Consider the following 24,277-nt stretch of genomic DNA (forward strand, 5'->3'; position numbering starts at 1 on the left):
GGGCCACCCCCCAGCGGCGTTCAGGTGGCGGCTGGCCTGGCCTGGGACGAGCGCGCGCGGGCGCGCAGCGGGCCCTTGCGCCGGCCATTCAGCACCGCACCGACCCAGGTGCCCCGGACCATCCAGGCGTAGGTGGCGAGCATGACGGCGAAGGCGCCGGCCACGATGCTGGCCAGCTTGAGCGCCCATGGCCACCCCTGTTGCGATACAAGGCCCTGCAGCAGCACCACCAAGGGCAGGTGCACGAGGTAGATCCAGTAGGAGGCATCGGCCAGGTACTGGCGCAGCGGATGCGGACGGTCGAAGAAGCGCAAGCCCAGGCCGGTCAGGGCGAACGCCCAGCTCCAGGCGCCGATGCCGTAGCAGACGGCGTAGGCCAGCGTGGCTGATCCTGGCGTTGCCGGGAGCAGCCGCGGCGCCAGGCCGGCCATCCCCAGGCAGGCGCCGGTCAGGGCCAGCGCGACACCCAGATGCCAGGCCCAGTGCCGGCGCCACCGGTCGACCGCGCCGCCCTGGCGCTGGGCCAGCCAGCCGAACAGGAAGGCGCCCCCGTATGCCACCCAGGGCGCGGGCGCGGGAAGGAAGCCGTGGTCGGGCGTCGGGATGCCAAACCACATGATCCACCCCGGTTCCGCGTACAGCGCGCCAGCCAGCGGCAACCCCAGCACGAGCGGACCCCAGGGCTGCAGCAAGAAGCTGGTCACCCGGCCGGCCACCGTGCCCAACCACCCACCCGTGCGCAGGTCGAGCGCCTGCAGCAGGGGACGGGCGAGCGCCAGACCGGCATACAGCAGGGCCAGCAGATACAGGAACCACAGATGGGTGAGCGGGAAGGTCCGCAAGCCGAATCCCTGCTCCGGCGGCTTGCCCGCTGGCATGGCGCCGCCGTTGGCAATGACGGCGGCGATGATGATGGCGACAGTGAAGGCCGCGAACACCAGCGGCCAGCCGGCCACCAATGGCAGCCCGATCCGCAGCGCCCGGTCGCGGAAGAAGGCGCGCGCCCCCAGCTTGTGCAGGCTGATGCGGGCCACATACCCAGCCAGCAGGAAAAAGGTGAGCATGCGCAGCATATGGATGACGTAGAAGAGTACGGTGGCGCCGGTGCTGCTGGCGCTGTCATCCACGAGCCAGACGCGTTCCGGGAAAAACGACATGGTGGCGTGGAGCACCACGCCCAGCACGAGGGCGAAAGCGCGGACGGCGTCCAGGCCGGGCAGGCGAGCCGAGCCCGCTGCCAAGGACTGCTTGTCAGTTGTCATGGAGATCTCCAGGGTTAGAGGAAGTCGGTCTTGCGGGCGTGGCGCCAGGTGACCAGCGCCAGGCTGGCCGCGATCACCAGCGCATAGGTGCCGAGGAAGGCGAATACGGCCGGGCTCCAGACGGGATGCGGCGCATGGAGGGTGGGCCCGATGGCGGACATGTTGGCCGCGCCGAACAGCACGCCGTGAAACGCGAGGTTGCACACGGCCATGGTGGCGATGGTCGTCTCCATCGATTCGGTCAGCAGGGCGGCGCTGAGGATGAGTACGGCATTCATGGCCAGCGCGCCGAACAGGATCAGCACCAGCGGGATCAGGCCGTCGGGCAGGTTGTCCTGCCAGGCGAACAGGGCGCAGGTGGCCAGCAGCAGGACCCCCCACGGCACAAAGTACGCCAGCAGGTTGAACGCCAGCTTCGAGCGAAGATAGTCGGCGGCCGAAATCGGCAGGCTCATGGTGAAGGCGATAGTCTGATCCTTGCGTTCGCTGACCACCGTGGCGGTGGCCGGGTGCACGCCCAGCGTGACCAGCACAGTAATGAGCAGCACGGTGCCGGCGTAGAAGGCGGCCTGGTTTTGCAGGCCCAGCAGGATCACGGCGGCGGCGCCGGCGATGGCATAGGCCATGACCGGCACGCCGACCAGGTGCCAGTCCTTGCGCAGCAGGTGGAGCAGGGGGTGGACGCTCATGCGGTGGTCTCCTCGCGGCGGTGCATCACGGTGCTGACGAAAATCTCTTCCAGGCTCATGGTCTCGACTGCGTGGATGCGCGCGCCCGCCGCCTGCAGGGCCGCGGTAAGCTCGGCGCCGAAGTCGCTGCTGGTGAGCACCTGGGCCCGGCCGTGGCCCTGCAGTGCGACGACCGATGGCAAGCGCGGCAGCGTGACGCCGGCCGGCACCTCGAGCCGCAGGCGGCGCCAGCGGTCCAGGCAGGATTCCTTGTCATCGGTCTCCAGCAGCCGGCCCCGGTCGATGATGGTGACCGCGTCGGCAATCTGCTCGACCTCGTGCGTGTTGTGGGACGAGAACAGCACGCTGCGCTCCTCGTCACCCATCACCTCCATGAGCGTGGCCAGCACTTCGTGGCGGGCGACCGGGTCAAGGGCGCTGGTCGGCTCGTCCAGCACCAGCAGGCGCGGGTGGCGGGCGAGCACCAGCAGCAGCGCCGCCTTGACCCGCTGGCCGTGCGACATGCCCTTGATCTGCTGCGCCGGACGCAGGTCGAAGCGGCGCAGCAGGCGCTCGGCATAAGCCTGGTCCCAGCGCGGGTAAAAGGACGCGACGAAGCCCATGTGCCATTGCAGGGTGGCGCGGCCGTACAGGCGCAGGTCCTCGGACACGAACCCGATCTCCTGCCGCGCCAGGGCGCCGCCGGCCGGGATCTCGTGGCCCAGCACGCAGACGTCGCCAGCATCAGCCAGTACCAGTCCCATCAGGATACGGAGGGTGGTGGATTTGCCAGCGCCGTTCGCCCCGAGGAAGCCCATGATGCTGCCCTGGCGCACCGACAGGTCCATCCCGTCCAGCGTGAAATGGGGATAGCGTTTGCATACGCCGCGCATCCGTACGGCCAGGGTCTGGTCCATCACTCCTCCTTCATCTCGTCGATGGCACGGCGCAGCCGGACCACAATCTCATCGGCGGCCAGGCCGAGCAACGCGCCGCTGCGCACCGCATGGCGCAGCGCGGCCTCGAATTCCTGTTCCCGCTGCGGCCCGCCGAGGTTGGGGACCGCCGCGACCATCGAACCACGGCCCTGCACGGTGACGATCACGCCATCGCGTTCCAGTTCCTGGTAGGCGCGCTTGATGGTGATGACACTGACGCACAGGTCCGCCGCCAGTTGGCGGATGGACGGGATGTCCTGGCCCGCCGTCCAGTCCCCCACCGCCACCTTGTGACGGATCTGCTCGATGATCTGCAGGTACATCGGGCGGCCGTCGGTTTGGGAGATCGTGATGCCACTGTGCATGTCCATATACACAGTATATCCACTTTTCCGCCGGGTGCAAGCAGAAAAGACGCTCAGGCGGCACGGCCCGTCACCGGCCCCATGTTCCCCGCGACCGGGGTCAGGCACCGGCCCCCAGCCGCCCAACCCCATCGCTCTCGGCGCTTGACGGAAATCAAAAAGGAGCCTGACCCCGGTATTGGATGGCGCGACTTTGGCGCAGTTTGCGCTACCGGGGTCTGGCGCCGGGTGCTGCGGGTCGGGCATGCCACCGTGGATGGTTGAGGGAAATCAAAACGGGGCCTGACCCCGGTGGCGAATTTTGATACTTTGGTTGGGACCGGGAAAAAGCCGAAGCGGGTGCGTGATGGGCCTGTGCCTGCCCGCGCCAGATGCTGACTGCTCGCCAAAACGCTTACAATGGCCGGATGCCGTCCGACCTGCCCCTCGCTGAACGCCGCCATTCCGTCGCGGCCGCGCTGCGTGCCCGCCTGCCCGAGCGCGTTGTCCTGTCCGATCCCGAAGATACCCGTCCGTACGAGTGCGATGGCCTGGCCGCGTACCGCCAGTTACCGATGATCGTGACGCTGCCGGAAAACGAGGAGCAGGTCGTCACCATCCTTAACGTGTGCCGGGAACTGGGCGTGCGCATCGTGCCGCGCGGTGCGGGCACCGGCCTGTCAGGCGGGGCGATGCCGATCAGCGATGGCGTGGTGGTGTCCACCGCGCGCCTGAACCGCATCGTGCGCATGGATCCTTACGCCCGCGTGGCCGTGGTGCAGCCGGGCGTGCGCAACCTCGCGATTTCGGAGGCGGCGGCGCCGCACGGGCTGTACTACGCGCCCGATCCGTCCTCGCAGATCGCCTGCACCATCGGCGGGAACGTGGCCGAGAACTCGGGCGGAGTCCATTGCCTCAAGTACGGGCTCACGGTGCACAACGTGCTGCGGGTGCGCGTAGCGACCATCGAGGGCGATGTGGTGGAGCTGGGCGGCGAGGCGCTGGATGCGCCGGGGCTGGATCTGCTGTCGGTCTTCATCGGCTCGGAGGGCATGCTGGGCATCGTCACCGAAGTCACCGTCAAGCTGGTGCCCAAGCCCGCGCAGGCGCGCGTGATCATGGCATCGTTCGACGATGTGGTGACCGGTGCGAATGCGGTGGCCAGCGTGATCGCGGCCGGCATCATCCCGGCGGGGCTGGAGATGATGGACCGGACCTCGTCGCGCATGGTGGAACCGTTTGTCCACGCAGGCTATGACACCGATGCCGCGGCCATCTTGCTGTGCGAGGCCGATGGCACCGAGCTGGAAGTGGAAGAAGAAATCGGCCGCATGTCGGCGGTGCTGGAAGACGCGGGCGCCTCGGCCATCGCGGTGTCGCGCAGCGAGGCGGAGCGGCTTAAGTTCTGGTCCGGCCGCAAGAACGCCTTCCCGGCGGCGGGCCGCATCTCGCCGGACTACTACTGCATGGACGGCACCATCCCGCGCAAGAACCTGGCGCAGGTGCTGCGCGGGATCGAGCGCATGGAGCAGGAGTTCGGGCTGCGTTGCGCCAACGTGTTCCATGCGGGAGACGGGAACCTGCATCCGCTGATCCTGTTCGATGCCAACAAGCCGGATGAATTCGAGCGCGCGGAGGCGTTTGGCGCGGCGATTTTGGCGCTGTGCGTTGAGGTGGGTGGCACCATCACGGGCGAGCATGGCGTGGGCATCGAGAAGATTGGCTCCATGTGCATCCAGTTCACGCGCGCGGAGCTGGATACCTTCTTTGCGGTGAAGCGCGCCTTCGACGTGTCCTTCCTGCTCAATCCGGACAAGGCGATTCCGACCCTGCACCGGTGTGCGGAGTTCGGACGCATGCACGTGTCCAAAGGCCAGTTGCCGTTCGCGGACCTGCCGCGGTTTTAAGGAGATGCAGGTGCAGGCGATTGAACAATTCCGGGATCAGATTCGTGCAGCCTTTGCTTTGCGCACGCCGTTGCGGATTCGCGGGGGCGGGACCAAGGACTGGTATGGGCAGGCTTTGATTGGCGAGGTGCTGGACACGCGTGCGTACAGCGGAATCGTGGATTATGAGCCGACGGAGCTGGTGATCACGGCGCGCTGCGGGACTCCGCTGGCGGAAATCGAGGCGGCGCTGGCGGAGCGCAACCAGTTCCTGGCGTTTGAGCCGCCACGGTTTGGGCCGGCGTCGACGATAGGCGGCGTGATCGCAAGTGGACTTTCGGGGCCGCGGCGCGCGAACAGTGGGGCGGTGCGCGATTTCGTCCTCGGAACCAGGATCATGGACTTGCAGGGCGAGGTACTGCGCTTTGGCGGGCAGGTGATGAAGAACGTGGCGGGATATGACGTGTCGCGGCTGATGGCGGGGTCGCTCGGGACGCTGGGGCTGATGCTGGAGCATTCCATCAAGGTGCTGCCGCGGCCATTGTGCGAGGCCACGCTGCGGATGGAGATGAGCGAGCAGGATGCCCTGCGGCGCCTGAACGAGTGGGGCGGGCAGCCCTTGCCGCTGTCGGGCAGCTGCTGGCTGGACGGAGAGCTCACGCTGCGCCTCTCCGGCGCGCAGGCCGCGGTGGATGCCGCCGTGCGCATGCTGGGCGGGCAGCGCGTCGATGATGCGGGCGCCTTCTGGGACAGCCTGCGCGACCAAACGCACGCATGGTTCGGCGTCGCATGTGTTGGCGATGGCGGCGCGGCCCCGAGCGATGCGCTGTGGCGCTTGTCGCTGCCGAGCACCGCGCCTGCGCTGGCGCTGGGAGGCGGGCAGTTGATCGAGTGGGGCGGGGCGCAGCGCTGGCTCAAGGCGGCCGCCGACAGCGGCACCGCGCAGCGCATCCGCTCCGCTGCCGCTGCGGCGGGCGGCCATGCGACTCTGTACCGTGGCGCGGACAAATCGGCTGGCGTCTTCCACCCGCTCGCCCCGGCGCTCGCGGCCATCAACTCCCGCATGAAGGACGCCTTCGACCCGTCCCACATCTTCAACCCCGGACGGATGTATTAAGCGGTAAAGCCAAACCATGCAAACGAATTTAGCCGACTTCATCAAGGGCACGCCGGACGGCGACGAAGCCGAGGCGATCCTGCGCGCTTGCGTGCACTGCGGCTTCTGCACCGCCACCTGTCCGACGTACCAGATCCTGGGCGACGAACTGGATGGCCCGCGTGGCCGCATCTACCTGATCAAGCAGGTGCTGGAAGGCGCCACGCCCACTCGCAAGACCCAGCTGCACCTGGACCGCTGCCTCACCTGCCGCAATTGCGAGACCACGTGCCCGTCCGGGGTGCGCTATGGCCGCCTGGCCGACATCGGCCGCCGCGTGGTGGAAGAGCGCGTGCCGCGCCCTCCGCTGGACCGCATCAAGCGCACCCTGCTCAAGGAAACGCTGCCTCGCAGGTGGATCTTCACGCCCGCCTTCAAAACCGGCCGTGCCGTAGCGCCCCTGCTGCCACCGACCTTGAGCAAGAAGCAACAACCCGCCGCCGACGCAGGCGCATGGCCGCGCCGCGAACACGCCCGCAAGATGCTGGTGCTGGACGGCTGCGTGCAGCCCGCAATGGCCCCCAACATCAACGCCGCCGCCGCCCGCGTGCTCGACGCGCTGGGCGTGCAGCTGCTGGTGGCGCCGAAGGCCGGCTGCTGCGGCGCGCTGCGCTACCACTTGAACGACCAGGCAGCAGGCCTGGATGACATGCGCCGCAACGTCGACGCGTGGTGGCCTTACGTTGACCCGGCCAGTGGCGGACCGCAAGTCGAGGCGATCCTGATGACCGCCTCCGGCTGCGGTGCCACCGTCAAGGAATACGGCCACCTGCTCGCTCACGACGAGCGCTACGCCGCCAAGGCCGCGCGCATTTCTCTGCTGACGAAAGACCTGTCCGAAGTGCTGCCGGAATTCGAAGCGCAAGTCGCGGAGCGCGCGCGCCATATGGTGGACGAGCGCGTGGCCTTCCACCCGCCCTGCACCCTGCAGCACGGCCAGCAAATCCGCGGCAAGGTCGAAAGCCTGCTGCGCGCCGCCGGTGTGGACGTCGTGCTGTGCCACGAGAGCCACATGTGCTGCGGCTCCGCGGGCACTTACTCGGTGCTGCATCCGGAACTTGCGGCCGAACTGCGGGACCGCAAGCTCGCTCACCTGGAAGCGACTGGCGCCCGCCAGATCGTCTCCGCCAACGTCGGCTGCCAGACTCACCTCCAATCCGGCACCCAGCTTCCAGTCACCCACTGGATCGAGCTGCTGGACCGGATGCTGGCCTGACCCCTCAGCGCGCGCCGAGCGTCAGCAGGAGCAGACGGCCCTTGGCGTTGGCGTCTTCGTTGACGGTGACGATGATGCGGCCCTGAGGGTCTTCGGTGACGGAGGTGACCTCGGCCAGCGTGGGCGTGCCGTTGAGGGACGAGTAGCCGGGCAGCAGGGACGAGATGTCGGTCCAGTGGTCACCGCCATCGGACGACCAGGCCAGGTAAGGCTTGGCGGCCGCCTTGTCGAAGCCGCCTACGACCAGTGTCGTGGGCTTGGCGGACAGCGACACGAACGAGCGGATGTACGGATAATTCTGCGTGCCGCTCAGCGGCTGCTGGATCACGAACTTGAAGGTCTTGCCACCATCGTCGCTGCGCAGCAGGCCACCCTCGACACCAGCGAACACGCGCTGCGAATTCGGCACCGGTTCAATGAACTGCACGTTGCGGTTTTCCAGCACCGGCAGTGCCAGGGGCACTTCCGCAGGCGACGCCAGTTTCACATCAGGGGTAAGTGGGTAGGCGCGCAGGAAGGCATCGTCCAGCGGGCATTCGCCGCCCACCAGAACCCTGTCTCCGACAACGCTGAATGCCGAGTGCGTGCAGATCATCGAGTCGAACTGCCCGAGCAGCACGCGCCAGCTCGTGCCCTGGTCGTCCGACACGAACACGTTGAGGCCCGCGCCCGCGTTGGTGAAAAGCCGGTTGCCGACCTGTTTCAGGTCCGTCATCCACAAGGTGGAGCAATAGCCGCCTGCGCAGGCTTGCAGGCCCTGATCGCGCGGCGTGAAGGCGGTGCTGCCCGCTTCGAGCACGCACAGCGAGTGCTCGGTTTTGGTGGCGCTGTTTTCGTCGGACCACTGCTGGAACAGCCAGACGCTCGACCCCAGCACCTTGAGGCGCGGCGCGCGGGTGGGCGTGAACTGCGTCGTGGTGCCCAGCGCGCAGCTGCCGAGGGCCACGTCGGTCCAGGTGGAACTGGCCTGCAGCGGCAGGGTGGTTTTCATCACCGAGGTGCCATCGAGCTGGGAATTGGACAGCGAAACATACGCTGTATTGCCACGGAAGGCGATGCTTTCGATGCCGCGCACCGAGCTCGCGAGGAGGTCGACGCGGGTCTGGACCGGCGCGCTGGGCGTCTCAGGAGTGCTGGTGGTCGAACCGCCGCCGCATGCGGTCAGCAGGGCGGCCAGGGCAGCCGCGCAGGCCGGCCCAAGGCGTGGGAACGTCATGAATACCTCGAGGGAAGCACCGCACTGCCTGCGGCCGGGCGCCCTTGTGGGGCGTGGCCATTTTAGAAAGGGCAGGGCTCCGAAGTCCTGAGGATCATTGTCGGGAGATTGTCGCGAAATGTCGCGGGCGGGCGCCGCGTGCTTACGCCGCGAGCAGCGCCTCGATATCCGCTGCGATGTCGGCGGGCGCTGTATTCGGTGCATAGCGCTTGAAGACGGTGCCGTCCGGCCGCACCAGGAACTTGGTGAAGTTCCACTTGATGGCCTGGGTGCCCAGCAGGCCTGGAGCTTCTTTCTTGAGGTGCTGCCAGAGCGGATGCGCGTTGTCGCCGTTGACGTCCGTTTTAGCGAACAGCGGAAAGGTCACGCCGTACTTGGACGCGCAGAAGGTGCGGATCTCGTCCGCGCTGCCCGGCTCCTGCTCCCCGAACTGGTTGCTCGGGAAGGCGAGGACGACGAAGCCGCGGTCCCGGTAGCGCCGGTACAGCTCCTCCAGCCCCTGGTACTGCGGCGTGAAGCCGCACTCGCTGGCCGTGTTCACGACCAGCGCCACCTTCCCGTGATACTGCTGCAGGTCGACCGGCGCGCCGTCCAGCGCCACCGCCGAAAAGTCGTAGACGTTCATCAGATCAGCCCCAGATGTTCGGTGCCGGCCGAGAGGTCGCGGTCCTTGGCCGACTTGCCATTCAGTTTGATATTCAGGCGCAGGTCATTGACCGAGTCGGCGTTGCGCAGCGCGTCCTCGTAGGTGATCTTGTCCGCTTCGTGCAGGTCGAACAGGGCCTGGTCGAAGGTTTGCATGCCCAGCTCGCGCGATTTCTTCATGATTTCCTTGATCTCGTGGACTTCGCCCTTGAAGATCAGGTCCGAGATCAGCGGGGAATTCAGCATGATCTCGATGGCCACCACGCGGCCCTTGGCTTCCTTCTTCGGAATCAGGCGCTGCGAAATCAGCGCCTTCAGGTTGAGCGAGAGGTCCATCAGCAGCTGCTGGCGGCGCTCTTCCGGGAAGAAGTTGATGATGCGGTCCAGCGCCTGGTTGGCCGAGTTGGCGTGCAGGGTGGCGAGACACAGGTGGCCGGTTTCGGCAAACGCGATCGCATGTTCCATCGTCTCGCGGTCGCGGATCTCGCCGATCTGGATCACGTCCGGCGCCTGGCGCAGGGAGTTCTTCAGCGCCGCCTCGAAGGATTCGGTATCGACGCCGACTTCGCGCTGCGTGACCACGCAGTTGCGGTGCGGGTGGACGTATTCGACCGGATCCTCGATGGTCAGGATGTGGCCATGCGAGTTCTCGTTGCGGTAGCCGACCATCGCGGCCATCGTGGTCGATTTACCGGAGCCGGTGGCACCCACCATGATCACCAGACCGCGCTTGGTCATGATGACGTCCTTGAGGACCGGCGGCAGGTCAAGGTCTTCCAGCTTCGGAATGGTGGTGGTAATCACGCGCAGCACCATGCCCACGCAGCTCATCTGCACGAAGGCCGAGACGCGGAAGCGCCCCAGGTCGCCCGGCGAAATGGCGAAGTTGGCTTCCTTGGTCAGCTCGAAGCCGGCGGTCTGCTTGTCGTTCATGATGGCGCGCGCCAGGTCCGCCGTATGCGCGGCGGTCAGCGGCTGGTTGGAGACTGGCGTCACCTTGCCATCGATTTTCATCGCGGGCGGGAAGCCGGCGGTGATGAAGAGGTCCGACCCGCCCTTGCTCACCATGAGGCGCAGCAGGTCGAACATGAATTTGGAGGCCTGATCGCGTTCCATGGTCAGTGCTCCTGTCGATTAACCCGGGAAGTTCTCGGGGATCTTGGCGTACGCGCGCGCAGCGGACGACGAGATCACGTTGCGGCGCACCAGGTCCGTCAGGTTCTGGTCCAGCGTCTGCATGCCGACGTTGGAGCCGGTCTGGATCGCGGAGTACATCTGCGCGATCTTCGCTTCGCGGATCAGGTTGCGGATGGCGGGCGTGCCCACCATGATTTCGTGCGCAGCCACGCGGCCGGAGCCATCCTTGGTCTTGAGCAGGGTCTGCGAGATCACGGCCTGCAGCGATTCGGACAGCATCGCGCGCACCATCTCTTTTTCATCGGCCGGGAACACGTCGACGATACGGTCGATGGTCTTGGCGGCGGACGAGGTGTGCAGGGTGCCGAACACCAGGTGGCCCGTCTCGGCGGCGGACAGCGCGAGGCGGATGGTCTCCAGGTCGCGCAGCTCGCCGACCAGGATCGCGTCCGGGTCTTCCCGCAGTGCGGAGCGCAGCGCGTTGTTGAAGGACAGGGTGTGCGGGCCGACTTCGCGCTGGTTGATCAGGCACTTCTTCGAATCGTGCACGAATTCGATCGGGTCCTCGATGGTGAGGATGTGGCCATACTCGTTTTCGTTGAGGTGGTTGATCATCGCTGCCAGCGTGGTCGACTTGCCCGAGCCGGTCGGGCCGGTGACCAGCACCAGGCCACGCGGGCGGAGCGCAAACTCCGCGAAGATGCGCGGCGCGTTCAGGTCTTCCAGGCTGAGGATTTTCGACGGGATGGTCCGCAGCACGGCAGCGGCACCGCGCTCCTGGTTGTAGGCGTTGACGCGGAAGCGCGCCAGGCCGGGAATCGCGAACGAGAAGTCGCACTCGAGCACCTCTTCGTACTGCTTGCGCTGGCCGTCATTCATGATGTCATAGATCATGCCGTGGACGTCCTTGTGCTCCAGCGGCGGCAGGTTGATGCGGCGGACGTCGCCGTGCACGCGGATCATCGGCGGCAGGCCGGCCGAGAGGTGGAGGTCGGAGGCCTTGTTCTTGACGGAGAAGGCGAGAAGTTCGGAGATGTCCATTTATAATCCTGTGCCGGTGGGGATGGGCTTGCGCGTTGGTGCAGGCGCGAACGCAGCCCCGCGTGTATGTTGCCCGCTGAAAAGATTATGTCCACAATCGCCGAGAACTTGCAAGCTGTCGTTGACCGGATTGGCGCTGCCGCCACGCAGGCGGGACGGCGGGCGGACGAGGTGCAGCTGCTGGCGGTATCGAAGACCTTTGGGCCCGAGGCGGTGCTCGCGGCGGTGCGCGCCGGGCAGTCCCGTTTTGGCGAGAACTACCTGCAGGAAGCGCTGGACAAGATTGTAGCGCTGGCGGGTCAGGGAATCGAGTGGCATTTCATCGGGCCTGTCCAAAGTAACAAGACGCGGCCCATCGCCGAGAACTTCGCGTGGGTGCATTCGGTCGAGCGGCTGAAGATCGCGCAGCGTCTCTCCGAACAGCGGCCCGCGGCGCTTGGCCCGCTGAACATCTGCCTGCAGGTGAACGTGAGCGGCGAGCAGACCAAGAGCGGCTGTGCTCCGGCCGAGCTGCCGGAGCTGGCGCGCGCTGTGGCTGCGCTGCCGGGCGTGCGGCTGCGCGGGCTGATGGCGATCCCGGAACCGGCGGCGGATGAGGAGCAGCAGCGCGTGCCGTTCCGTCAACTGCGGGCTCTCTACGACGCGCTGCGTGCGGACGGGCTGGACCTGGACACGCTGTCGATGGGCATGTCGGGCGACATGGATGCGGCGATCAAGGAAGGCGCGACCATCGTCCGCGTCGGCAGCGCGATCTTCGGCGCGCGCACTTATAAACAGACGTGACTCGATTGAGCAACTTATGAAAATCGCATTCATCGGTGGCGGGAACATGGCCACGGCATTGATCGCCGGGCTGGCGGGCAAGCTGACCTCGGGCGCCAACATTCATGTGGTGGACCCGAATGCGGACGCGCTGGCGCGGCTGCATCACCAGTTCAGCGTGAGCACATCTCCCACCATCGATGGGGCCATCGCGGCGGCCGATGTCGTCGTCCTTGCGGTCAAACCGCAACAGATGCGCGAGGTCGCGGCGGCGCTGCAGCCGCATCTGGCACGCCAGCTGGTCCTGTCGATTGCGGCGGGCATCCGCGCGGCGGACCTGGCGCGCTGGCTGGGCGGCTACGCTGCGATCGTGCGCACCATGCCGAATACGCCGGCGCTGATCGGCATGGGCATCACCGGAATGGTGGCCACCGCGGGCGTGAGCGGCGAGCAGCGCGCGGCGGCCGACAGCATCATGCGCGCGGTCGGCCAGACGGTGTGGCTGGATGACGAGGCGCTGATCGATCCGGTGACGGCGGTATCGGGCAGTGGTCCGGCTTATGTGTTCTTCTTCATCGAGGCGATGCAGAAGGCGGCCGAAGAGATGGGTCTCTCGGCGGAGCAGGGCCGCCAGCTGGCGCTAGCCACCTTTGCCGGTGCCGCGCAACTGGCCGTGCAGTCGCCCGAGCCGGTCACGGTGCTGCGCGAGCGGGTGACGTCCAAGGGCGGCACCACCTATGCGGCCATCACCAGCATGGAACAGAGCGGAGTGGCCGCGGCCATCGGCGCGGCGATGCAGGCCGCGGCCGCGCGCGGGCGCGAGCTGGGCGAACAGCTGGGCCGCGACTAGACGCGCCCCCGGCCGGCGTGCACACGCCTTGCGGACGCACGGGGCGGCGCGCGATGCATTCTTGTCACGCCCAGGCGAATCGTGCGCGGCGCATGAGGGCGATGGTCGCGATGATGAGCACCACCAGCGACACGACTGAGCCCTCCAGTCCGTAGACGCCACCGGTCAGCCAATCCGGGCCGGTCAGCTGGCCGGTGAACAGACCCTCCTTGACCTCATGGCCGGAGACGGCGATCGACCAGATCGTCCCCAGCGTGTAGTTCCAGCCCACATGGATGCCGATGCACAGCCACACGCGGCGCGTGCGCAGGTAGGCGGCGGACAGCATCAGACTCGCGACCACGATCACGCCCAGGGCCAGCAGCGTGGGCGAGGCGCCCGGCACGTGGGCGAGGCCGAACAGCAGCGAGGACACGATCAGCGCAGGCAGTGTGCCCCAGGCGGTGGCCAGCATGCGGAACAGGATCGCGCGGAACAGCAGTTCCTCCAGCGTGCCCACGAAGACCATCTCGCCGAGCGGCTTGATGACCGCGAAGCTCATCGGGTTCATGCGCTCCAGGTGGTACACGCCCAAGAGGGCCTGCACCGCCAACACGGCGCAGACCAGCACGAAGCCGACGCCGAATCCGGCCGCCAGTTCGGGCAGCGCACGCGGCGCAGCAAGCTCCGTCACGTCTCGCTTTTCCGTGCGGCGCGTGTAGAAGCGGTAGACCAGCAGGGCGACAGTGGCGGAGACCAGCTCGGGCCACAGCGGGCGATACATCTTGGGTACCCAGGAGTGGATCACGGCGATCGGCACGAAGGTCGCCAGCATCACCACCAGCGCGGCAAGCACGATGCGGATCGGGGTGGACTTGAAGATACGCTTCGCCACGGAGGGGCGCAGGGCCTGCACGTCGACTGCGGTGTTCATGGTGTTGTACCTTTCTTCTTGATGACGGTGCGGGCCTTCTGGATACGGGCTCCGAACGGTTTCTTCTGCAGCGCCTCGATGGCATCGGCCAGGCACTGGGAGAGGGCATAGGGGAGGTCGGCATCGAGCGAGTCGGCGGCGGCCTTGGTGGCGGCCCAGCAGGCCTGCACCTGCGGCAGCATCTCCAGCCCCGCTTCGCTCAGGCGCACCACGCGTTCGCGGCCGTCCGCGCCCGGTCCGACGGTAACCAGCCCCTCTTTCTTCATCAGTGCAATGGTCTGCGTGGCGGCGGGCTGGGTGATGCCCGCCACCTGCGCGATGCGGCCCACGGAGGCCGCTTCCTCCTGCGCCAGCACGCGCATCACGGGGGTGTAGCGCGGACGGTAGTCGAGGCCCGCGTCCACATAGGACTGGGCCACGTCGCCGTCCAGCAGTTCGATCAGATGCCGCAATTGGGTGCCCAGTCCTTGTCTCATGCGGCAAGAATATCACAGATTATATAAGTGCTTAAGTATTTTTGCAGATGTATGACGTGGGAGGTAATCGCCGGGCGCCATGGCGAGGGACAGAATGCAGCCATCGACGCACACGCAAGAGGGAAACACCATGACCGCCTACGCCATCGCCTTGATCACCGAGACTCGCTTCAATGACGAGGTGCGTGAATACCTGCAGCGCATCGACGCCACGCTGGCGCCGTACGGCGGCGAATTCGCCATCCACGGCGGGCCGTATGAGGTGAAGGAGGGCGCGCTGGCGGGCGACTTGGTTGCGATCCGCTTCCCGGACATGGCACACGCCCAGGCGTGGTACGCCTCGCCCGCCTACCAGGCCATCAAGACTCTGCGGACGGCGAACACCGAGGGCACGCTGTTCTTGGTGAACGGCGTACCGCCGGGCCACCGAGGCGTCGATGTGCTGGGCGGCTGAGGATTACAGCTGGCTCGAATGCGCTGCGGCGCTGGAGGCCTGGCGGATGGTTTCGAGCAGGGGGCGGGCCAGCTTCCACAGGCCCGCGGCGGCGGGGATGAGGGCCAGCAGCTTGCGCGGGCGGGACACGAACAGGCCGAGGGCCAGGCCGGCCGCGATCAGCACCGGCTTCGATGGACGCGGCAAGGAAGACAGCAGGTCGCGCGGGGCCGGAATGGACAGCACCGCCGCCTGCATGGCCGCCCGCTGCGCCGAGCACTCGGCCTTCAGCCGCACGCGCCGCGCGGACAGGGTTTCATGTGTCATGGTTGCCCCCCAGCCCGCGGATGCAGGCGATATCCTGCCGCAGCTCGCCAATGGTATCGGCCAGCAGCGGCGGTTTGGCGCGCATCTCCGCGCGCACCTTGACCGCCAGGATGGCCCCCGCGGCGATGAACACCAGCGCCATGCCGGCCACGGCGGCCAGACGGTAGGAATCCCAGAACAGCACGATCACGAAGAGCGCCACCAGCACGCTCGCGATCCCGAACAGGAACAGCGCGAGCAGCGACAGGATCAGGTAGCGCAAAAAGCGCTGCGACTCCTCCTCGATCTCCACCACCGCCAGTTCGAGCCGCGTGTGCAGCATCGCGACCAGGGTGGCGCCCATACGCCCCGCCGATTCCAGCAGCGCCATGTCAGCGGCGGGCGAGCAGCATGCCGATCACGACACCGACGCCCACGCCGATGCCCACCGACTTCCACGGATTCTCGTGCACGTAGTTGTCCGTGGCCTGCGCCACTTCCTTGGTCTTTTCGATAACCGGCTCGCCCAGCTTCACCAGTTCGTCCTTGGCACCGACCACCGCGCGTTCCAGCTTGTCCTTCAGCGCCGCGAGTTCTTCGCCGGTCATCTGGCCGCCCTGGCTGATCCAGTTCTGGGCATCCGAGACGACGGTGCGCAGATCGTCCATCAGCTTTTCGCGCGCAGACGATTTGGTGGGGATGGCTTGCATCATGGGTTCTCCTCCGATTGTGTAATACGTTGATTATTTACTCAGGGCATAGTCTAGCGCGATCCCCGCGAACACGGCGGCGCCCAGCCAGTTATTGTGCAGGAAGGCGGCGAAGCAGCGCATGCGGTCCCGGTCCTTGATCAGGGCGTAGTGATAGAGCGACATGCCGATCGCCACCGCCAGCCCCGCCACGAACCACCAGCGCAGCCCCAGCTCCCAGGCGCAGGCCAGCTCGATGGCGAAGAAGGCGCCGTAGCACAGCATCACCGCCGTGACGTCGAAGCGGCCGAAGGTGATGGCGGAAGTGCGGATGCCGATCTTGAGGTCATCGTCCCGGTCCACCATCGCGTATTCGGTGTCGTAGGCGACGGCCCAGAACACGTTGGCCACCAGCAGCCACCAGGCCACCGCGGGCACCTGGTCCTGCACGGCGGCGAACGCCATCGGAATCCCGAAGCCGAACGCGATCCCCAGGTAGGCCTGCGGGATGGCGAAGAAGCGCTTGAAATAGGGGTACGTCCCCGCGATGATCAGCGCCGCCACCGACAGCTGCTTGGTCAGCGTGTTGAGGGGCCAGATCAGGATGAAGGCGATCAAGGACAAGACGGTGGCGATGGCCACCGCCTCCCAGGCGCGGATGCGGCCACTGGTCAGCGGCCGCTGGGCGGTGCGCTTGACGTGCCGGTCGAAGTCGCGGTCCGCGTAGTCGTTGATGGCGCAGCCGGCGGAGCGCATCAGCACCGTGCCCACCACGAAGATCGCCACGATGCCCCACGGTGGATGGCCGTGCGAGGCAAGCCACAGCGCGTCGAGCGTGGGCCAGAGCAGCAGCAGGATGCCGATCGGCTTGTCCAGGCGGACCAGCCGCCAATACAGTGCGAGCCTGTTCATTCCTTCTTCGGGGTGTTTGACAAACGTCGCATTCTAACGTGTTTGCCAACCCGGCAAGAAGGCGTTCAGTACGCGGCGGGGGCGGGCAGGCGCCGCGCAGCTGGGGCGGCGAGGCGGGTGTGGGCCTCGGCCAGCTGGAACACGCCCACCGCTTCGGCCAGCCCGGTGGCCTGGGCTTGCAGCGACTGCGCGGCCGCTGCGGCTTCCTCCACCAGTGCGGCGTTCTGCTGGGTCATGTCGTCCAGCTCCACGATGGCGCGGTCGATCTGCTCGATGCCGTCGGTCTGCTCGCGCGAGGCCGCGCTGATGCGGGCCATGATGTCCGAAACGCGGTGGATGCCGTCCACCACCTGCTGCATGGTGCCGCCGGCCTTTTCGACCAGCGTGGTGCCCGCGCCGACCTTGCCGACCGAGTCCTCGATCAGCGCCTTGATCTCCTTGGCCGCTGCGGCCGAGCGCTGCGCCAGGTTGCGCACTTCGCTGGCGACGACCGCGAAGCCGCGCCCCTGTTCTCCGGCGCGTGCCGCTTCCACCGCCGCATTCAGGGCGAGAATATTGGTCTGGAAGGCGATGCCATCGATGACGGCGATGATGTCCGCGATGCGGCGCGAGGACTCGTTGATGGCGCCCATGGTCTCCACCACCTGGCCCATCACCTGGCCGCCGTGGACCGAGACCTCGGTCGCGCTGCCGGCCAGGCGCTCGGCTTCCTGCGCGTCGGCTGCGTTGGTGCGTACCGACTGCACCAGCTGCTTCATCGAGGATGCAACCTCCTCCAGCGCGCCCGCCTGGTGCTCGGTGCGGGAGGACAGGTCCATGTTCCCGGCCGCGATCTCGGTGGAGGCGGCGGTGATCGCATCGGTGCCGGTGCGCACGCGCGCCACGATCCCGGCCAGCTTGTCGCGCATGGACTTCATGGCGACCATCAGGCTGTCGTTGGCCGCGTCGCCGATCTCCACATCGTGCATCAATTCCCCCTGTGCGATGCGGCCGGCCACTTCGGCCGCGTAGACCGGTTCCCCGCCCAGCTGGCGCAGCAGGCCGCGCGCGAGCACCACGCCGATGGCCGTGGCCAGCGCCAGGATCAGCGCCGACACGCCCACGATCCAGCGGATGGTGCTGGCATTGGCCTGGTTCAGCGCCAGAGTGGCCGCAGCGCTGTCGGCCTGCACCTGCTTGAGGACCACGTCGATGTCCGCGACGATGCGGCGGCGCAGCGGGCTGCATTCCTCGGTCAGGAATTTGCCGTAGCCTTCCATGTCGTTGGCGTCGCGGTACTTGCGCGGGCGCGCCAGCTCGGCGGCCATCTGGCGCAGGCCCGCGCTCACTTTGGCGAAGGCGGCATCACTGCCGAACGCCGGTTCCAGACGGGTGAGGGCGGACAGGTAGAGCGCCTTCTGCTCGTCCACGATATCGAGCTCGCGGCGCGCGGCAGCGGCATCGGCAAAGATGTAGGCATTGCGGGCGGCCATACCGGTTTGCGCGAGCGCCTCCCGCGCCACGTACAGGGGCTCCAGTTTCCGTCCGCGGACGGCCTCTTCGTGGTCGATGGCCGTCTGCAGGCCCTGCAGGCGCAGCACCGCGAAGCCCGCCAGGAGCAGCATCAGGCCGGCGATGGTGGCGAACGAGAGGAACAGCCGGGTGCCTACCCGGGCCTGGGAAAACTGGGGCATGCGGACTCCAGGAAGAGGTTTCAGAAAAATGACGAAATCGATTGCCAAGCGGTCAATTCTGATGGGGTTCTTTCTGTAAGTCAATGCGGGTTGAGCTTTGTATAATGGCGGGTGTCTTTGTCAGATACATCCTTACAACACCCATGGGTTCCAGCACGCCACCCGATCCGATCCTGACAACCCGCCAGGCCGCCGAACTGCTCGGCGTGGCCGTCAGCACCGCGCAGCTGTGGATGGAGAGCGGCGCCATCCCGTCGTGGAAAACGCCGGGCGGGCACCGCCGCACCAGGCGCAGCGACGTGCTGCAGGTGCTGGGCGAGCGCGAGGTCCGGCATCCGCAAGCGATCCAATGGGATACCGCGCTGGCGGACGAGTTCCTGCCCGCACTCCAGCCGGCCTACCCGGTGCCGGACGATGAGGCGGCGCGCCTGTCCGCGCTGCGCGAGGCCCAGCTGGTCGGCACGCCGGACGAGTGGGTGTTCGACCGCCTGACCTGGTTGGCTGCGCAAGTGACGGATTCGCCGATGGCCTTGATGACGCTGCTCACCGCGCGGCGTCAGTGGTTCAAGTCCCGCACTGGCGTGGAACTGCGCGAGACCCCGCGTTCGTGGGCCTTCTGCAGCTACGCGCTGCTGGGTGAATCGATGGTGGTGGAGGACGCGCTGCAGGACCCGCGCTTCCGCGAGAACCCGCTGGTGACGGGCGAGCCGCACATCCGTTTCTACGCCGGCTTCCCGCTGCAGGACGCGCACGGCTTCCGCCTCGGCACCCTATGTGTGCTGGACCGCGAGGCGCGCAAGCTGCGCGAGCGCGAGCTCAAGGCGCTGCGCGAGCTGGCGATCATGGCGTCGGAAGAAATCCAGCGGCGCACCGGCCACTGAACGAAGCATCAAGCCGCAGCGAGCGCGCTGTGGGTGAGCATCTGCACGCCCGGCAGGTCGCAGGCTGCGACGGCCGCGCACACCGCGTCGATGGCGGCCTTGCGGGTGAAGCTCTTGCGCCACACGATGACCGCGCGGCGCGAAGGCACCGGCTCCTCGAATGGCACGTAGCGCAGCATGCCGTCTTTCGGATTCATGTCCGCCACCGAGGCGCGCGGCAGCACGGTCAGGCCGATGCCGCTGGCAACCATATGGCGGATGGTTTCGAGCGACGAGCCTTCGAAGGTGCGCTGCATGCCGTTGCCCGGTGCGGAAAAGCGCGCCATCTCCGGGCACACTTCCAGCACCTGGTCGCGGAAGCAGTGGCCGTTCCCCAGCAGGAGCATGGTCTCCTGCTTCAGGTCCTCGGCGGCGATGGCCTGCCGCTTGGTCCACGGGTGCGCCTTGGGCATGGCGACGACGAACGGTTCGTCGTAGAGCGGCTGCGAGGCCATGCCATGTTCCGGCAGCGGCAGCGCCATGATGGCCGCATCGAGCTCGCCCTGGCGCAGCAGCTCCAGCAGGCGCACGGTGAAGTTCTCCTGCAGGACCAGCGGCATCTGCGGCACCCGCTCGATGACGTTCTTGACCAGTGGCGGCAACAGGTAGGGGCCGATCGTGTAGATTACGCCCAGGCGCAGCGGCCCGGCCAGCGGGTCCTTGTTCTGCTTGGCCAGTTCCTTGATGGCGGCGGTCTGTTCCAGCACCCGCTCGGCCTGCGCCACGATCTGCTGGCCCAGCGGGGTGACCGAGACTTCCGATCCGCCGCGCTCGAACAGCACGACCCCGAGCTCGTCTTCCAGCTTCTTGATGGCGACTGACAGCGTCGGCTGCGCGACGAAGCAGGCTTCCGCCGCGTGGCCGAAATGTTTCGCCCGGGCGACGGCGACGATGTATTTCAGTTCAGTCAAGGTCATGGAGGCTATTGAATCACAAGGGTTTTGTGCGCGCAATGCCACCATCCTGACACAATGTTGCCGTAGAGTCAGCAAATGCTTGTCAGGCGTGCGCGGGGTGCCGATAATGGCCCCGACGTTTTACCGGTTCGAAAGGTCTTTGCATGTCCACCACCTTCGGTCCCGAGGAAGCCCGGGCCTATCTCTACAAGCTGCTGACCGTGATGCACCAGCAGGGCGGCTCCGACCTGTTCATTTCGGCGGATTTCCCGCCGTCGATGAAGCACCAGGGCGCGATGAAGCCGATGAGCCAGCAGCGGCTGACGCCCGACATCACGCGGGCGCTGGCGCTGTCGATCATGAACGACAAGCAGCGCGGCGAGTTCGAGGTGGAGCTGGAATCCAACTTCGCGATCTCTGTCCCGGGGGCGACGCGGTTCCGCATCAACGTCTTGGTGCAGCAGCAGGCGGTGGCGATGGTGTGCCGGACCATTGCGTCCGAGATTCCAAATTTCGAGAAGCTGGACCTGCCGGACGTGCTCAAGGACGTCATCATGACCAAGCGCGGGCTGGTGCTGGTGGTGGGCGGCACCGGCTCGGGCAAGTCGACCACGCTGGCGGCGATGATCGACTACCGGAATACGAACTCGGCGGGGCACATCATCACCGTCGAGGACCCGGTCGAATATGTGCATAAGAACAAGGGCTGTTTGATCACGCACCGCGAAGTGGGCGTGGACACGCTGTCGTGGCACAACGCGCTGAAGAACACGCTGCGCCAGGCGCCGGACGTGATCCTGATCGGCGAGATCCGCGACACGGAGACCATGGAACACGCGATCGCGTTTGCCGAGACCGGCCACCTGTGCCTGGGCACGCTGCACGCGAACAATGCCAACCAGACCATGGACCGGATCATCAACTTCTTCCCGGAAGAGCGGCGCAACCAGCTGCTGATGGACCTGTCGTCCAACCTGCGCGCGATCGTGTCGCAGCGGCTGGTGCGGACCGAGGACGGGAAGGGGCGCAAGGCGGCTATCGAGATCCTGCTGAACACGCCGACCATCAGCGAGATGATCCTGAAGGGGAACTTCCACGGCATCAAGGAGATCATGCACAAGTCGCGCGAGCTGGGCATGTGCACCTTCGACCAGGCGCTGTACGAGCTGTACAACAAGGGCTACATCAGCTACGAGGAGGCGATCCGCAATGCCGACTCGGCCAACGGGCTGCGGCTGCAGATCAAGCTACGCGGCGACCGCAAGGAACCGGGCGCCGGTGCCGGCGCGGTGACCTCGAACGACCTCTCGATGGCCATCGAAGAGGACGAAGAGGACGAGGAAGGCGACAAGAAGTGAGTGCCGCGTTTGAATCCAAGATCTGCACGCGGGACGAACTGGCCGCGCGTGTGGCCGCGCTACCCAAACCGGTGGTGATGACCAACGGCGTGTTCGACATTTTGCACCGCGGGCACGTGACCTATCTCGCCCAGGCGCGCGCGCTGGGCGCCTCGCTGGTGGTGGCCGCCAACACCGACGCCTCCGTCAAGCGCCTCGGCAAGGGCGACGACCGTCCGCTCAATACCTGCGCCGACCGCATGGCCGTGCTGGCCGCGCTCGAATCGGTCTCGCTGGTGGTCGACTTCGATGAAGACACCGCGCTGGAAGCCGTGGTCGCCGCCCACCCCGACATCTACGCCAAGGGTGGCGACTACGTGATGACGGAGATCCCCGAAGGCCAGGCCGTCCTCGCCTGGGGCGGCACCGCCGTCGCCATCGATTTCGAGCACGACCGCTCCACCACCAAGCTCCTCGCCCGCGTCCGCGCCTACCGCTAGCTGCTGAGCCGCCTCCGGTAGCAGCTTCCGCTACCGGGGTCAGGCACCGAGTTCCCGCGCCGAAAACCGCCCCTCGCCACCCTTGCGCCCCCTCAAACCGGTGCCTGACCCCGGTGTTGGATTCCGCGACTTTGTAGCGCTTCCCGCTACCGGGGTCAGGCACCTTTTTGATTTTGCTCAAACGCTGAGGGGAGACGGGCTAGGGACGGGAACTTGTTGTGGGAGGGCAGTCGTGGGAAATGATACCGGGGGACCATTGACCTCGCGGGGCGGCGGCACATACTGGAAGTCTCAGAACAAGGGAGGCGACCATGAATGAGCAAGCAAACATTGACCTGGTCCGGCAGTGCTATGACGCGTTCATCAAACGCGACATGCCGCGCCTGCTGTCCTACATGGACCAGGACATCGACTGGCAGCTGCCAGAGGTGGAAGGGGTGCCGTTTTCCGGCCACCGCTATGGGCGCGATGAAGTCGCGTCTTTCTTCAAGCAGCTGAGCGATCTGCAGGATGTGCAGGACTTCCGCCCCATCGACTACATCGCGCAGAACGACAAGGTGGCCGTCATGGGCCACTACGGCTGGACCGTCAAGGCCAGCGGGCAGCGCTTCGACAGCGACTGGATGCACGTCTTCACCGTGCGAAACGGGAAGGTGATCCGGTTCTGCGAGTACGGGGACACGCACAAGGCGGCCCTGGCGTACGGCGCCGGGACCATGCTGGGGCGGCAGCAGACCACGCAGCCGCAGCGGCCGCCGATTCACTGACGCTTGTGTAATACAAACGGGCCCGCTTCGGCGGGCTATTTTTCTGCGCGTCGTTCAGGCGCCGCCGGCGTAGCCGTGCTGCCGCCAGGCTTCGTACACCACCACGGCCACGGTATTCGAGAGGTTGAGGCTGCGGTTGTCCGGCCGCATCGGCAAACGGATGCGCTGGGCGGGCGGGAAGGTCTCGCGCAGCTCGGGGCGCAGGCCGCGCGTTTCGCTGCCGAAGATGAACCAGTCGCCGGGCTGGAACTGCTGCTGGGCGAAGGGGCTGGAGCCGTGCGTGGTCATGGCGAACATCCGGTGCAGGTCCGGCTGCTCGGCGGCCAGGAACGCGTCCCAGCTCTGGTGGACTATCATGCTGGCGTAATCGTGGTAGTCCAGTCCGGCGCGGCGCATCTTGGCGTCGTCCAGTGGGAAGCCGAGCGGTTCGATCAGGTGCAGCTGGGCGCCGGTGTTGGCGCACAGGCGGATCACGTTGCCGGTGTTCGGTGGGATTTCGGGCTCGACGAGGACGACGTTAAACACTGCGGTTTCCTTCGGTTTCTGGTTGCGCGTCCGTGGATGGGGGTGTACGGGCGAACACGATGTTGGTGACGCGCGCGGCGCCGAAGCGCTTGAGGGTGGCGGCCAATGCGGCGAGAGTGTGGCCGCTTGTCATCACATCGTCAACCACGCCGATGTGGAGGCCGCGTACGAGGTGAACGCTTTCGGGCGGCAGGGTGAAGGCGTTGCGCAGATTGGCGTGGCGTTCCCGAGGGCTGATGGAAGATTGGGCTCGGGTGTCCAGCGGACGGCACGCGAGTCGTGGCCGCAGCGGGATCCCAAGGGAGCGGGACAGTGGACGGGCGATCTCCAGGGCCTGATTGAAACCGCGCTCAGCCAGTCGCTTGGGGCCGAGCGGGACGGGGCAGAGCACGTGCGGCAGTTCGAGGTGCGGCTGGGCGAGGACGGCGTCAGTCATGGCTTGGGCGAGCCAGGTGGCGTAGGGGAGACGGGCGGCAAACTTGAGCTGGAGGACCAGGCGGTCCAGGGGGGCGGCGTAGTCGACGGCGGCCACGGTGGCATCGAACGGCGGCGGATGCGCAAGGCAGCGCCCGCAGGTGCGGATGCGGTGGTCGGCCACTGGATTGGCGCAGACGCGGCAGCGCGGCCGCTGTGGTGCGACGTAATCGGCATGGCAAGGCACGCAAATGATGCCGCCTGCCGCCATCCCGCACAGCGCGCAGTGCGATGGCAGCGCCGCGCGCAGCGCCGCAGCCACCCAGCGCCGCCACGCCAGCCCCAGCTCACGTGCCATGGCCTGCTCCCCGCGCAAATGTCGCCACGCCTCGCGC

The 24,277-nt window shown here is 66.8% G+C and carries 28 protein-coding genes; 10 read left to right on the forward strand and 18 right to left on the reverse strand.

All coding sequences use genetic code 11. The features are described from left to right. Positions 1-20: 20 nt before the first annotated feature. Genes E4L96_RS23280 through E4L96_RS23295 form a run of 4 tightly spaced genes read right to left on the reverse strand, consistent with a single transcriptional unit; the run spans position 21 to position 3,239 of the window. Positions 21-1,262 carry an acyltransferase family protein gene (locus tag E4L96_RS23280; RefSeq protein ID WP_135209607.1) on the reverse strand — a complete coding sequence of 414 codons (1,242 nt, stop codon included), beginning with the start codon at positions 1,260-1,262 and terminating at the stop codon, positions 21-23. A gap of 14 nt (positions 1,263-1,276) precedes the next feature. Next, positions 1,277-1,951: an ABC-2 transporter permease gene (locus tag E4L96_RS23285; protein ID WP_135209608.1), complete on the reverse strand. Its 675-nt coding sequence runs from the start codon at positions 1,949-1,951 to the stop codon at positions 1,277-1,279. Further along, on the reverse strand, positions 1,948-2,847 hold the full coding sequence (locus tag E4L96_RS23290; RefSeq protein WP_135209609.1) for an ABC transporter ATP-binding protein: 900 nt from the start codon (positions 2,845-2,847) through the stop codon (positions 1,948-1,950). The genes E4L96_RS23285 and E4L96_RS23290 overlap by 4 nt, the downstream gene beginning before the upstream one ends. Beyond that, a complete protein-coding gene (locus tag E4L96_RS23295) occupies positions 2,847-3,239 on the reverse strand; it encodes a GntR family transcriptional regulator (RefSeq protein WP_229414735.1) in 393 nt (130 codons plus the stop codon). Before E4L96_RS23295 ends, E4L96_RS23290 begins: the two co-directional genes overlap by 1 nt. A gap of 401 nt (positions 3,240-3,640) precedes the next feature. Between E4L96_RS23295 and E4L96_RS23300 the strand changes: the two genes are divergently transcribed. The 3 genes from E4L96_RS23300 to glcF are packed head-to-tail and all read left to right on the forward strand — an operon-like array spanning position 3,641 to position 7,470. After that, positions 3,641-5,119, forward strand: a complete 1,479-nt coding sequence (locus tag E4L96_RS23300) for an FAD-linked oxidase C-terminal domain-containing protein (RefSeq protein ID WP_135209610.1) — start codon at positions 3,641-3,643, stop codon at positions 5,117-5,119. Between the two features lie 4 nt (positions 5,120-5,123). Next, entirely contained in the window at positions 5,124-6,215 is a 1,092-nt protein-coding gene (gene glcE, locus E4L96_RS23305) for a glycolate oxidase subunit GlcE (RefSeq protein ID WP_135209611.1), read from the forward strand. 16 nt (positions 6,216-6,231) lie between these two features. Beyond that, entirely contained in the window at positions 6,232-7,470 is a 1,239-nt protein-coding gene (gene glcF / locus E4L96_RS23310; protein ID WP_135209612.1) for a glycolate oxidase subunit GlcF, read from the forward strand. A gap of 4 nt (positions 7,471-7,474) precedes the next feature. Here glcF and E4L96_RS23315 read toward each other — a convergent pair whose 3' ends face one another. The 4 genes from E4L96_RS23315 to E4L96_RS23330 all read right to left on the reverse strand — a co-directional run bounded on the left by E4L96_RS23315 (position 7,475) and on the right by E4L96_RS23330 (position 11,509). Then, positions 7,475-8,686 carry a beta propeller repeat protein gene (locus E4L96_RS23315; protein WP_135209613.1) on the reverse strand — a complete coding sequence of 404 codons (1,212 nt, stop codon included), beginning with the start codon at positions 8,684-8,686 and terminating at the stop codon, positions 7,475-7,477. 142 nt (positions 8,687-8,828) lie between these two features. After that, positions 8,829-9,311, reverse strand: a complete 483-nt coding sequence (locus E4L96_RS23320; RefSeq protein WP_135209614.1) for a glutathione peroxidase — start codon at positions 9,309-9,311, stop codon at positions 8,829-8,831. Next, on the reverse strand, positions 9,311-10,447 hold the full coding sequence (locus E4L96_RS23325) for a PilT/PilU family type 4a pilus ATPase (protein WP_135209615.1): 1,137 nt from the start codon (positions 10,445-10,447) through the stop codon (positions 9,311-9,313). The genes E4L96_RS23320 and E4L96_RS23325 overlap by 1 nt, the downstream gene beginning before the upstream one ends. A gap of 18 nt (positions 10,448-10,465) precedes the next feature. Continuing rightward, entirely contained in the window at positions 10,466-11,509 is a 1,044-nt protein-coding gene (locus E4L96_RS23330; protein WP_135209616.1) for a type IV pilus twitching motility protein PilT, read from the reverse strand. 87 nt (positions 11,510-11,596) lie between these two features. Between E4L96_RS23330 and E4L96_RS23335 the strand changes: the two genes are divergently transcribed. Together E4L96_RS23335 and proC are read left to right on the forward strand one after the other, a co-directional pair. Next, complete coding sequence (locus E4L96_RS23335) at positions 11,597-12,292, forward strand: YggS family pyridoxal phosphate-dependent enzyme (protein WP_135209617.1); 696 nt, start codon at positions 11,597-11,599, stop codon at positions 12,290-12,292. A 16-nt stretch (positions 12,293-12,308) separates the two neighbouring features. Further along, complete coding sequence (gene proC, locus E4L96_RS23340) at positions 12,309-13,121, forward strand: pyrroline-5-carboxylate reductase (RefSeq protein WP_135209618.1); 813 nt, start codon at positions 12,309-12,311, stop codon at positions 13,119-13,121. Between the two features lie 64 nt (positions 13,122-13,185). Here proC and E4L96_RS23345 read toward each other — a convergent pair whose 3' ends face one another. Continuing rightward, on the reverse strand, positions 13,186-14,034 hold the full coding sequence (locus E4L96_RS23345) for a CPBP family intramembrane glutamic endopeptidase (protein ID WP_135209619.1): 849 nt from the start codon (positions 14,032-14,034) through the stop codon (positions 13,186-13,188). Further along, on the reverse strand, positions 14,031-14,510 hold the full coding sequence (locus tag E4L96_RS23350) for a MarR family winged helix-turn-helix transcriptional regulator (RefSeq protein WP_135209620.1): 480 nt from the start codon (positions 14,508-14,510) through the stop codon (positions 14,031-14,033). The genes E4L96_RS23345 and E4L96_RS23350 overlap by 4 nt, the downstream gene beginning before the upstream one ends. A gap of 130 nt (positions 14,511-14,640) precedes the next feature. Here E4L96_RS23350 and E4L96_RS23355 point away from each other — a divergent pair, with 130 nt between their 5' ends. After that, on the forward strand, positions 14,641-14,964 hold the full coding sequence (locus tag E4L96_RS23355) for a DUF1330 domain-containing protein (protein WP_135209621.1): 324 nt from the start codon (positions 14,641-14,643) through the stop codon (positions 14,962-14,964). 3 nt (positions 14,965-14,967) lie between these two features. Here the strand turns inward: E4L96_RS23355 and E4L96_RS23360 are convergent, their stop codons facing one another. From E4L96_RS23360 to E4L96_RS24695, 5 genes are all read right to left on the reverse strand, one after another. Next, entirely contained in the window at positions 14,968-15,270 is a 303-nt protein-coding gene (locus E4L96_RS23360; RefSeq protein ID WP_135209622.1) for a hypothetical protein, read from the reverse strand. Beyond that, entirely contained in the window at positions 15,260-15,640 is a 381-nt protein-coding gene (locus tag E4L96_RS23365; protein WP_229414736.1) for a phage holin family protein, read from the reverse strand. The genes E4L96_RS23360 and E4L96_RS23365 overlap by 11 nt, the downstream gene beginning before the upstream one ends. 1 nt (position 15,641) lies before the next feature. Then, positions 15,642-15,962 (reverse strand): ElaB/YgaM/YqjD family protein, encoded by a 321-nt coding sequence (locus E4L96_RS23370; protein ID WP_135209623.1) that lies wholly within the window; start codon positions 15,960-15,962, stop codon positions 15,642-15,644. A 30-nt stretch (positions 15,963-15,992) separates the two neighbouring features. Continuing rightward, positions 15,993-16,850, reverse strand: coding sequence for a 4-hydroxybenzoate octaprenyltransferase (gene ubiA / locus E4L96_RS23375; RefSeq protein ID WP_135209624.1), 858 nt, complete (start codon positions 16,848-16,850; stop codon positions 15,993-15,995). 65 nt (positions 16,851-16,915) lie between these two features. Continuing rightward, positions 16,916-18,523 (reverse strand): methyl-accepting chemotaxis protein, encoded by a 1,608-nt coding sequence (locus tag E4L96_RS24695; protein WP_135209625.1) that lies wholly within the window; start codon positions 18,521-18,523, stop codon positions 16,916-16,918. Positions 18,524-18,666: 143 nt separating this feature from the next. Between E4L96_RS24695 and E4L96_RS23385 the strand changes: the two genes are divergently transcribed. Further along, the gene (locus E4L96_RS23385) at positions 18,667-19,404 is read left to right on the forward strand and encodes a GAF domain-containing protein (protein ID WP_135209626.1); all 738 of its coding nucleotides are present in this window, start codon (positions 18,667-18,669) and stop codon (positions 19,402-19,404) included. 8 nt (positions 19,405-19,412) lie between these two features. On the opposite strand, the gene E4L96_RS23390 is transcribed toward E4L96_RS23385, so the two are convergent. Further along, positions 19,413-20,360 carry a hydrogen peroxide-inducible genes activator gene (locus E4L96_RS23390; RefSeq protein WP_135209627.1) on the reverse strand — a complete coding sequence of 316 codons (948 nt, stop codon included), beginning with the start codon at positions 20,358-20,360 and terminating at the stop codon, positions 19,413-19,415. Between the two features lie 143 nt (positions 20,361-20,503). Here E4L96_RS23390 and E4L96_RS23395 point away from each other — a divergent pair, with 143 nt between their 5' ends. From E4L96_RS23395 to E4L96_RS23405, 3 genes are all read left to right on the forward strand, one after another. Next, the gene (locus tag E4L96_RS23395) at positions 20,504-21,697 is read left to right on the forward strand and encodes a PilT/PilU family type 4a pilus ATPase (RefSeq protein ID WP_135209628.1); all 1,194 of its coding nucleotides are present in this window, start codon (positions 20,504-20,506) and stop codon (positions 21,695-21,697) included. Further along, positions 21,694-22,176, forward strand: a complete 483-nt coding sequence (locus tag E4L96_RS23400; RefSeq protein ID WP_135209629.1) for an adenylyltransferase/cytidyltransferase family protein — start codon at positions 21,694-21,696, stop codon at positions 22,174-22,176. The genes E4L96_RS23395 and E4L96_RS23400 overlap by 4 nt, the downstream gene beginning before the upstream one ends. 311 nt (positions 22,177-22,487) lie before the next feature. Continuing rightward, a complete protein-coding gene (locus E4L96_RS23405) occupies positions 22,488-22,943 on the forward strand; it encodes a nuclear transport factor 2 family protein (protein ID WP_135209630.1) in 456 nt (151 codons plus the stop codon). A gap of 54 nt (positions 22,944-22,997) precedes the next feature. On the opposite strand, the gene trmL is transcribed toward E4L96_RS23405, so the two are convergent. Continuing rightward, positions 22,998-23,468, reverse strand: coding sequence for a tRNA (uridine(34)/cytosine(34)/5-carboxymethylaminomethyluridine(34)-2'-O)-methyltransferase TrmL (gene trmL, locus E4L96_RS23410; protein WP_135209631.1), 471 nt, complete (start codon positions 23,466-23,468; stop codon positions 22,998-23,000). Then, positions 23,461-24,240, reverse strand: a complete 780-nt coding sequence (locus tag E4L96_RS23415) for a ComF family protein (protein WP_135209632.1) — start codon at positions 24,238-24,240, stop codon at positions 23,461-23,463. The genes trmL and E4L96_RS23415 overlap by 8 nt, the downstream gene beginning before the upstream one ends. Positions 24,241-24,277 lie beyond the last annotated feature (37 nt).

It is taken from the genome of Zemynaea arenosa, from assembly GCF_004614185.1.
Taxonomy (GTDB): Bacteria; Pseudomonadota; Gammaproteobacteria; order Burkholderiales; family Burkholderiaceae_D; genus Telluria; species Telluria arenosa.